This is a genomic window from Oceanospirillum multiglobuliferum (genome assembly GCF_900167095.1).
GTDB classification, from domain to species: domain Bacteria; phylum Pseudomonadota; class Gammaproteobacteria; order Pseudomonadales; family Halomonadaceae; genus Oceanospirillum; species Oceanospirillum multiglobuliferum.
In genome coordinates this window covers 1-5,966 of the sequence record NZ_FUXG01000042.1, presented here as the reverse complement: position 1 = coordinate 5,966, position 5,966 = coordinate 1, and the positions used below count along the sequence as shown (strand labels likewise).

9 protein-coding genes are annotated in these 5,966 nt (G+C 43.2%); 3 read left to right on the top strand and 6 right to left on the bottom strand.

The window, feature by feature from the left end; translation table 11 throughout:
• The coding region (tnpA, locus tag B5D26_RS15980) for an IS200/IS605 family transposase (RefSeq protein ID WP_143833138.1) at positions 1-252 on the top strand (252 nt) is incomplete at its 5' end.
• Here tnpA and B5D26_RS15975 read toward each other — a convergent pair.
• Positions 206-940, bottom strand: a complete 735-nt coding sequence (locus tag B5D26_RS15975; RefSeq protein WP_139776698.1) for an HD-GYP domain-containing protein — start codon at positions 938-940, stop codon at positions 206-208. The two genes, tnpA and B5D26_RS15975, sit on opposite strands and share 47 nt — an antisense overlap.
• A gap of 228 nt (positions 941-1,168) precedes the next feature.
• On the opposite strand from B5D26_RS15975, the gene B5D26_RS15970 reads away from it, so the two are divergent.
• Positions 1,169-1,618, top strand: a complete 450-nt coding sequence (locus B5D26_RS15970; RefSeq protein ID WP_078746705.1) for a cyclic nucleotide-binding domain-containing protein — start codon at positions 1,169-1,171, stop codon at positions 1,616-1,618.
• 27 nt (positions 1,619-1,645) lie between these two features.
• Here the strand turns inward: B5D26_RS15970 and B5D26_RS15965 are convergent, their stop codons facing one another.
• From B5D26_RS15965 to B5D26_RS15945, 5 genes are read right to left on the bottom strand one after another with little or no spacing between them, the layout of a single operon-like run.
• Positions 1,646-2,422 (bottom strand): hydroxypyruvate isomerase family protein, encoded by a 777-nt coding sequence (locus B5D26_RS15965; protein WP_078746704.1) that lies wholly within the window; start codon positions 2,420-2,422, stop codon positions 1,646-1,648.
• Positions 2,415-3,281 (bottom strand): NAD(P)-dependent oxidoreductase, encoded by an 867-nt coding sequence (locus B5D26_RS15960; protein WP_078746703.1) that lies wholly within the window; start codon positions 3,279-3,281, stop codon positions 2,415-2,417. The genes B5D26_RS15965 and B5D26_RS15960 overlap by 8 nt, the downstream gene beginning before the upstream one ends.
• Positions 3,278-4,984 (bottom strand): ATP-binding SpoIIE family protein phosphatase, encoded by a 1,707-nt coding sequence (locus B5D26_RS15955; RefSeq protein WP_078746702.1) that lies wholly within the window; start codon positions 4,982-4,984, stop codon positions 3,278-3,280. The genes B5D26_RS15960 and B5D26_RS15955 overlap by 4 nt, the downstream gene beginning before the upstream one ends.
• A 16-nt stretch (positions 4,985-5,000) precedes the next feature.
• Positions 5,001-5,306: an STAS domain-containing protein gene (locus B5D26_RS15950; protein WP_078746701.1), complete on the bottom strand. Its 306-nt coding sequence runs from the start codon at positions 5,304-5,306 to the stop codon at positions 5,001-5,003.
• Positions 5,307-5,330: 24 nt separating this feature from the next.
• The gene (locus B5D26_RS15945; RefSeq protein ID WP_078746700.1) at positions 5,331-5,660 is read right to left on the bottom strand and encodes a chemotaxis protein CheB; all 330 of its coding nucleotides are present in this window, start codon (positions 5,658-5,660) and stop codon (positions 5,331-5,333) included.
• A gap of 48 nt (positions 5,661-5,708) precedes the next feature.
• On the opposite strand from B5D26_RS15945, the gene B5D26_RS15940 reads away from it, so the two are divergent.
• The coding region (locus B5D26_RS15940) for a transposase (protein WP_200810663.1) at positions 5,709-5,966 on the top strand (258 nt) is incomplete at its 3' end.

Here is a 5,966-nt window from a genome sequence, read left to right as displayed (position 1 = left end):
CTACTGGAAATGGACGGTGAATCAGATCATGTTCACCTGCTGATAGCTTATCCGCCGAAGCTGGCGATCAGCGTCATGGTGAACAACCTGAAATCGGTTTCATCACGCCGGATACGCATACTCAATACCCATATCCCCCGGCAAAGCAAAAGTGCAGCGCTCTGGTCACGTTCTTACTTTGCCTGCAGTGCAGGCGGGGCAACGATCAAAACACTGAAAGAGTATGTGCAAAGTCAGGCGACACCTGATTAGAACCGCTGCGCGGTTCCCGCTTGTATCCCCGCCCGATTGGGCGAGGGTTTACGCGGAGTTTTGCTAACTGCTCACTAGAAAGCGGCCCCTTATGAGCCTGCAAAGAGTTTTGATAGGCATTCATCGCCACATTAGCTGTTAGTGCTGCGCCAACAATCGCAAGCTGGTTTTCCTGTGGCAACTCCAAAGTCTCTGCAATAATGGCCGAGATAATTGCAACATGAAGCGGGTGTTTAATGGAGTAATTAAACTTATTCGACAAATGTATTGAGCCTAATAACGCATCTGCATTCAACTTGCATAAGCCCTGTACTTGAGCTGCGGTATCATATAGCCGCTTTTCTAGGCGCCCCTCTTTAAATGCGCCCTCTCCACCAATACCAACAAAAAGTGTCTCTAACTCGTGACACAACTCTGTTAGCTCATTAAAAGGGTTGGTATCTTTTGCGTAGGAATAGGGTGATGGCAACTCTAATGGAGCAACAAATGCTGTCTCGGGCATATTTTTCTCATCTAACCTGTAGCCTGAGTTGATAATAGAATTTAAACGAGATTTAGAACTCACGACATGACCGACATCCATGAGTAGTCGGCCTGTCGCATCATAAACAGTCCAAGGTAACGCATCACCCACCATTAATTCATCAGCAGTGACCTTTATCAAATCACCCGCGTCACTTATCGCCATTTTCTCAACCTCTGTAGGCACATCTTGTGCAACATGGCGTCTCCTTCGCAAATTATATTATGTCGTAATGTTAGCTTGAATTAAGCCAACAATACAGTTTGTGTCCCCCTTCAGAATCATTAATGTATTATTTATAGAGCTTTTATTGATTTTTATCTAACTTGAAGGTTTGAACATAGAGACTGGCTAGCGTTACACTAGGTCAAACAAATCCAGAGTGGGAATGAAATGAAAGGTATTCGGTTAATCAATCGAGTTAAGATACTAAATATCTTAGATAAAATCGATTTTTTCAGCGCATTTAACCCCGGTGAAAAAAATATGATCGCCGATAATCGCAGCCGCTTTGTTGCCGCTGAGAAAGGCGAGTATATTATTCGACAAGGAGAAGCCGACTCCGCGTTTTATATTTTACTACACGGCTCTGCAAGTGTTTCTCTAGAAGAAAATGGGAAAGAGCTCGCAACCCTAAGCCCTGGGGACTTTTTTGGCGAAGTTTCATTTCTAACCAAAACCCCACGCACCAGTAATGTTATCGCTAGTGAGATGTGTATACTTTTTCGGTTTGACAAAAAAGTCATGTCATCACTTCCACCACTGACCAGAGAGAAGATCAAAGACAAGATTATCGCTAAATTAGTACACCTTTTAGCTGCCAAAAACGACAGTCAAAAGTAAAAACCAAGCAAGGACGCGAAGTAAACCTTAGGTGATATTAAGCCAAGTGTAGTCAACTAAGTCATCCCCACTTGTCTTATATTCTGCGGCTACTGCACCTTGGTAAACGCTACGATCAATGATTTGAAAATACTCACCTATTGATAAACTCCCTGTACCGGGAGCACCACGGCCAGGCATATCAGCAAACTGTATATGGCCTATATTATTTGCGAATTCTTGTAACTGTAAAGCTATCGGCTCGCCCATCATGGCCATATGGTAAATATCATATTGCATACTTGCGTTAGCATGATTGACTTGCTGAAAAATACTGTACATCTCACTAAACTGACTATATAGATAATTGGGCATATCTATATTGTTAATAGCCTCAAATGTCACCATCACACCCTCAGCCATGAATAGCTCTGCCGCATATCGAATATTATCAACGTAGGTTTGTACGCAAAGCGCTTTATTGTCGGTCTCATTTAAGTTACCCGCTAAAATATTAACTTTCATTGCATCAAGCCCTAAAGCATATTGCATTGCAGTATTACAGGCTGAACGAAAAGCGTTAATATTTTCAGGATGACAACTTAAACCTTTTCCACCTTGCAGCAAGTCTGCGGCAGGAACATTAATTAAGTGAACACCTACTCCAGCTGTATCAGCTGCATTCCTAAGATCAGATATAGACCATTCGTAAGGAAATTGGATCTCCACAGCAGTAAAGCCGTGCTCAGCAGCAGCGGAGAAGCGCTCTAGCATCGGTTTATTACTGTATAGCAATGAAATATTAGCAACTAGATAATTATTCATGGGGCTCAAGGTAAAGATTGACTAGAGTTGAAGGGTCTTTATCCGAATAGCCCGCAACAGCGTGTAAACGCATCAGCTGAGCAGCCAAGCCAGACATAGGCGTGCTGGATCGGACAATACGCGAGTGGTCAACCGCCATATCTAAGTCTTTTAGCAATGTTTTTACATGCCATTTCTCAGGTGTAAAGCGACGTTCGGCCATCTCCGGCGCCAATATCTGCAAAGGCTTAGAGTCAGCAAAGCCGCCAGAAAAAGCCTCGGCTAATAGCTGACTGTTAACACCTGCAGACTCAGCAAAAGCAACAACCTCTGCGATCACTAGTGCTTGGCAGCTAACAAGCATTTGATTACAAATTTTTGTATACTGACCAGAGCCACTAGCCCCCATGTAAGTTAAGCGGGAAGAAAGATTCGCCAATAAAGGCTTTAGTTTATCAATCGCTTCAAGCCTACCACCTGCCATCATCGCAAGCGTACCAGAAGCAGCCCCTTGCACTCCGCCAGAAACTGGGCAATCAATCCAATCAACACCAATTGTGGAGCAATGATTAGCAAGCTTTTGAGTAGCTAATGGATCTATACTGGAAAAGTCTAGAATAACTTGCCCAGATTTTAGATGCGGCTGCAATTGAGAGAACACAGCTTCAACAGCTATAGTATCAGTCAAGCAAAGGCAAATTACGTCACAGTGCTGGGCAATCACTTCTGGGCTATCTGCAATAGCTGCGCCTAGCTCAGCGAGAGGTAAACATTTCTCTACAGACCGATTCCAAATCATTAGATCATAGTCAGCAGCCAATAATCGTGCAGACATGGGTTGCCCCATCAACCCAATACCGATAAAGCCTATTTTGCTCATAGCGTGCTCAATGGCCGCTCTAGGGAATAATCGACAGTCACTGTATTACCATTACCCTCGTAAACAGTTGCTCTACAAAGCTGCTTAACCAATTTTATGCCCCGACCATGCATCTGTGTTTGTTCTATAGGAGCTTTCAGTGCATTGTAATCAAAGCCTTTACCAGTATCTTCAATGGTGATACGAAGCAACGCCTCATCGTGCAAGCGGATTTTATGTGCTGTAATTGAAATAGAGCCTGTGGTCAGATCTTTTAAACGCTGCTGCCTAGCATTCAAATAGGTCTCAAAAGCATTTGGCCCAGACTTAAGCGAAGAGTCTAATTCAAGCAAACCATGATCCAGTGCGTTATTCATAAGCTCAGAAATAATTAAAAATAGCTTCTGATTATGCGCCTCTAAGCCATTAAACTGGCTAATAACGCTGAGAATAACGGGCGTTAAATCCATGCTCCTAATCTCATTTGCGCCTAGCTGAAAGCTGACTTTCCACTCAATTTCATCTGACTCTTCAATAAATGCGACTGACTCAACAGGGAGAGCATCTGGAATACCCTTTGCGATAGACTCTTTACTAGGCATGCTTAGAATAGCTAAAGTCACATCATCGTGAGGCACTGCATCACCCATGAACTCTGCCAGTGCATGTTTGATATTATCTAAACGATCAGAAGGATTCATTAAACAGCTGAGCAATTTTTCTTCGCCAAAAAACTCGCCGTTATTATTTTCTGCCTCCAGCAAGCCATCAGAAAATATGACTATCTGATTACCGGTATTGTAGCGTGCCGCATGGCTTTCAACGCTGTACTGAGTTGCTGAAAGCACACCTAAAGGCAACTGATTTGAGGCAAATGTATCAACAATTTGCCCATGAGAATCAACGCAGTAAATAGTTGGTAGTCCCGCATTCCAAACTTCAATATAGGATTCTGCGGGGTCAATCATGACTATGCCACAAGCAACAAAACAACCCGTGGGCATTGCCTCTTTTACTCGACGATTAAGCTCTCGACCAATGGTTTGCAATTCAAACCCTTTATGAACCATCGAGTAAAATGTGCCTGAAATCGGCAGAGTGGTGATAGAGGCAGCTAATCCATGACCAACAGCATCCCCTATTAGCAGATAAAAACGGTTATTAGGCGAGCGTGCTGCACATATAACATCGCCACTAAACTGCTCTGCGGGACTTAAAATATACTCTAGCAGAGGATCTTCTAAGCCTCTACTCTCCGTCATATGCTCCATAATATGACGGGAGATGCGCCGCTCTTCCTCATCTTTTTCAACATACTCTTGCAGTGCCATATTTTGTTTTGCAAGAGTATTTTGCATATCGACAACGCGTTTGATCGACTCAATCTTGGTATTCAATATCACTTGATTGATAGGCTTAAACAGATAATCTGCTCCGCCTGATTGATGGCCTTTTATGTAGTACTCCTCTGTCGCCGCAGCGGAGATAAATATAATAGGAACCCATCTTGGTGCTGCCATTTCTTGCAAGCGTTGAGCCGCCTCAAAGCCATCCATCCCTGGCATCATAACATCCATTAAGACCAGATCAGGGTGCTCCTTCTCAAAGACCTCAAGGCACAGCTCGCCATTTTCAGCTGTCAGCACCTCATGACCAGAGCGCTTCAACATCGCTTGGAGCAAAACTAAATTAGCACGAGTATCGTCAACAGCAAGAATACGCATTACAACACCCTAATAATCAAGAAATTTCAAAAAGCTTATCGAAATTAGCAATAGCCAATACATCTCGTGCCAATTGAGAGCAGTTTTTAAGCTTAATTACTTTTCTCTTAGAATCTGCTTTCTCTTTCAACTGAAGCAGCATACCTAAGGCAGAACTGTCTAAATATTCTACCTGAGCCAAATCTAAGGCGATCTCTTTTACTGAGTCATCATCTAATAACTGTTGATAGGTTTCACGAAAAGTTTTGTGTGAGTTAAAGTCAAAACGTCCATTCAGACGCATCAAGCTCTGATCTCTATTTATCGTTGTTTGAATATTCATATCCGCCTCATATCCTTAATATATTCATGAGTTAATAATTTTGGCTATTTGAGAGGGTAGCTGTGATAAAGAGTGAACAAACTCTACCGCACCAATATTCGCCGCGGCTCTTGGCATACCGTATACAACACAGCTTGCTTCATCTTGACCAAATGTTCTTGCACCAGCTTCTCTTAAACGTTTCAAGCCTTCAGCACCATCAGCCCCCATTCCAGTCAAAATCACTCCAGCACAACTGGAGGCAATTGGTAGCAATGAATCGTATAAAACCTCAACCGATGGTTTATGTCGATTGACCGCAGGACCATCATCTAGTGCTACGACCAACTTATTGCCAACACTGGTAGTGTTCAAAACTCTGTGTCACCTCTATAGTTTAACCCTTATAGGGAGTGACACATCATGTCTGATAAATACGAAATTGATATTCAAGCCTTTGCCAAAGCGCTTCAGTCTGGACAAGATCTCAACGGTAAAGATGGCTTACTAACCCCTTTGATTAAGCAGATTACCGAAGCCGCTTTGGCTGCTGAGCTAGATCAGCATTTAGCTCAGGATTCTCAGCCCAACCGTAAGAACGGTGCCTCCCGCAAAACTATCAAGACCGCAACGGGATCTTTTGAGCTGGATACCCCTCGTGATCGTAATGGTTCTTTTGAA

Excerpts from the sequence above, each read along its gene's own strand:
- B5D26_RS15970 (WP_078746705.1), top strand. The coding sequence starts at position 1,169 with ATGAAAGGTATTCGGTTAATCAATCGAGTTAAGATACTAAATATCTTA.
- B5D26_RS15965 (WP_078746704.1), bottom strand. The coding sequence starts at position 2,422 with ATGAATAATTATCTAGTTGCTAATATTTCATTGCTATACAGTAATAAA.
- B5D26_RS15960 (WP_078746703.1), bottom strand. The coding sequence starts at position 3,281 with ATGAGCAAAATAGGCTTTATCGGTATTGGGTTGATGGGGCAACCCATG.
- B5D26_RS15975 (WP_139776698.1), bottom strand. The coding sequence starts at position 940 with ATGGCGATAAGTGACGCGGGTGATTTGATAAAGGTCACTGCTGATGAA.
- B5D26_RS15955 (WP_078746702.1), bottom strand. The coding sequence starts at position 4,984 with ATGCGTATTCTTGCTGTTGACGATACTCGTGCTAATTTAGTTTTGCTC.
- B5D26_RS15950 (WP_078746701.1), bottom strand. The coding sequence starts at position 5,306 with ATGAATATTCAAACAACGATAAATAGAGATCAGAGCTTGATGCGTCTG.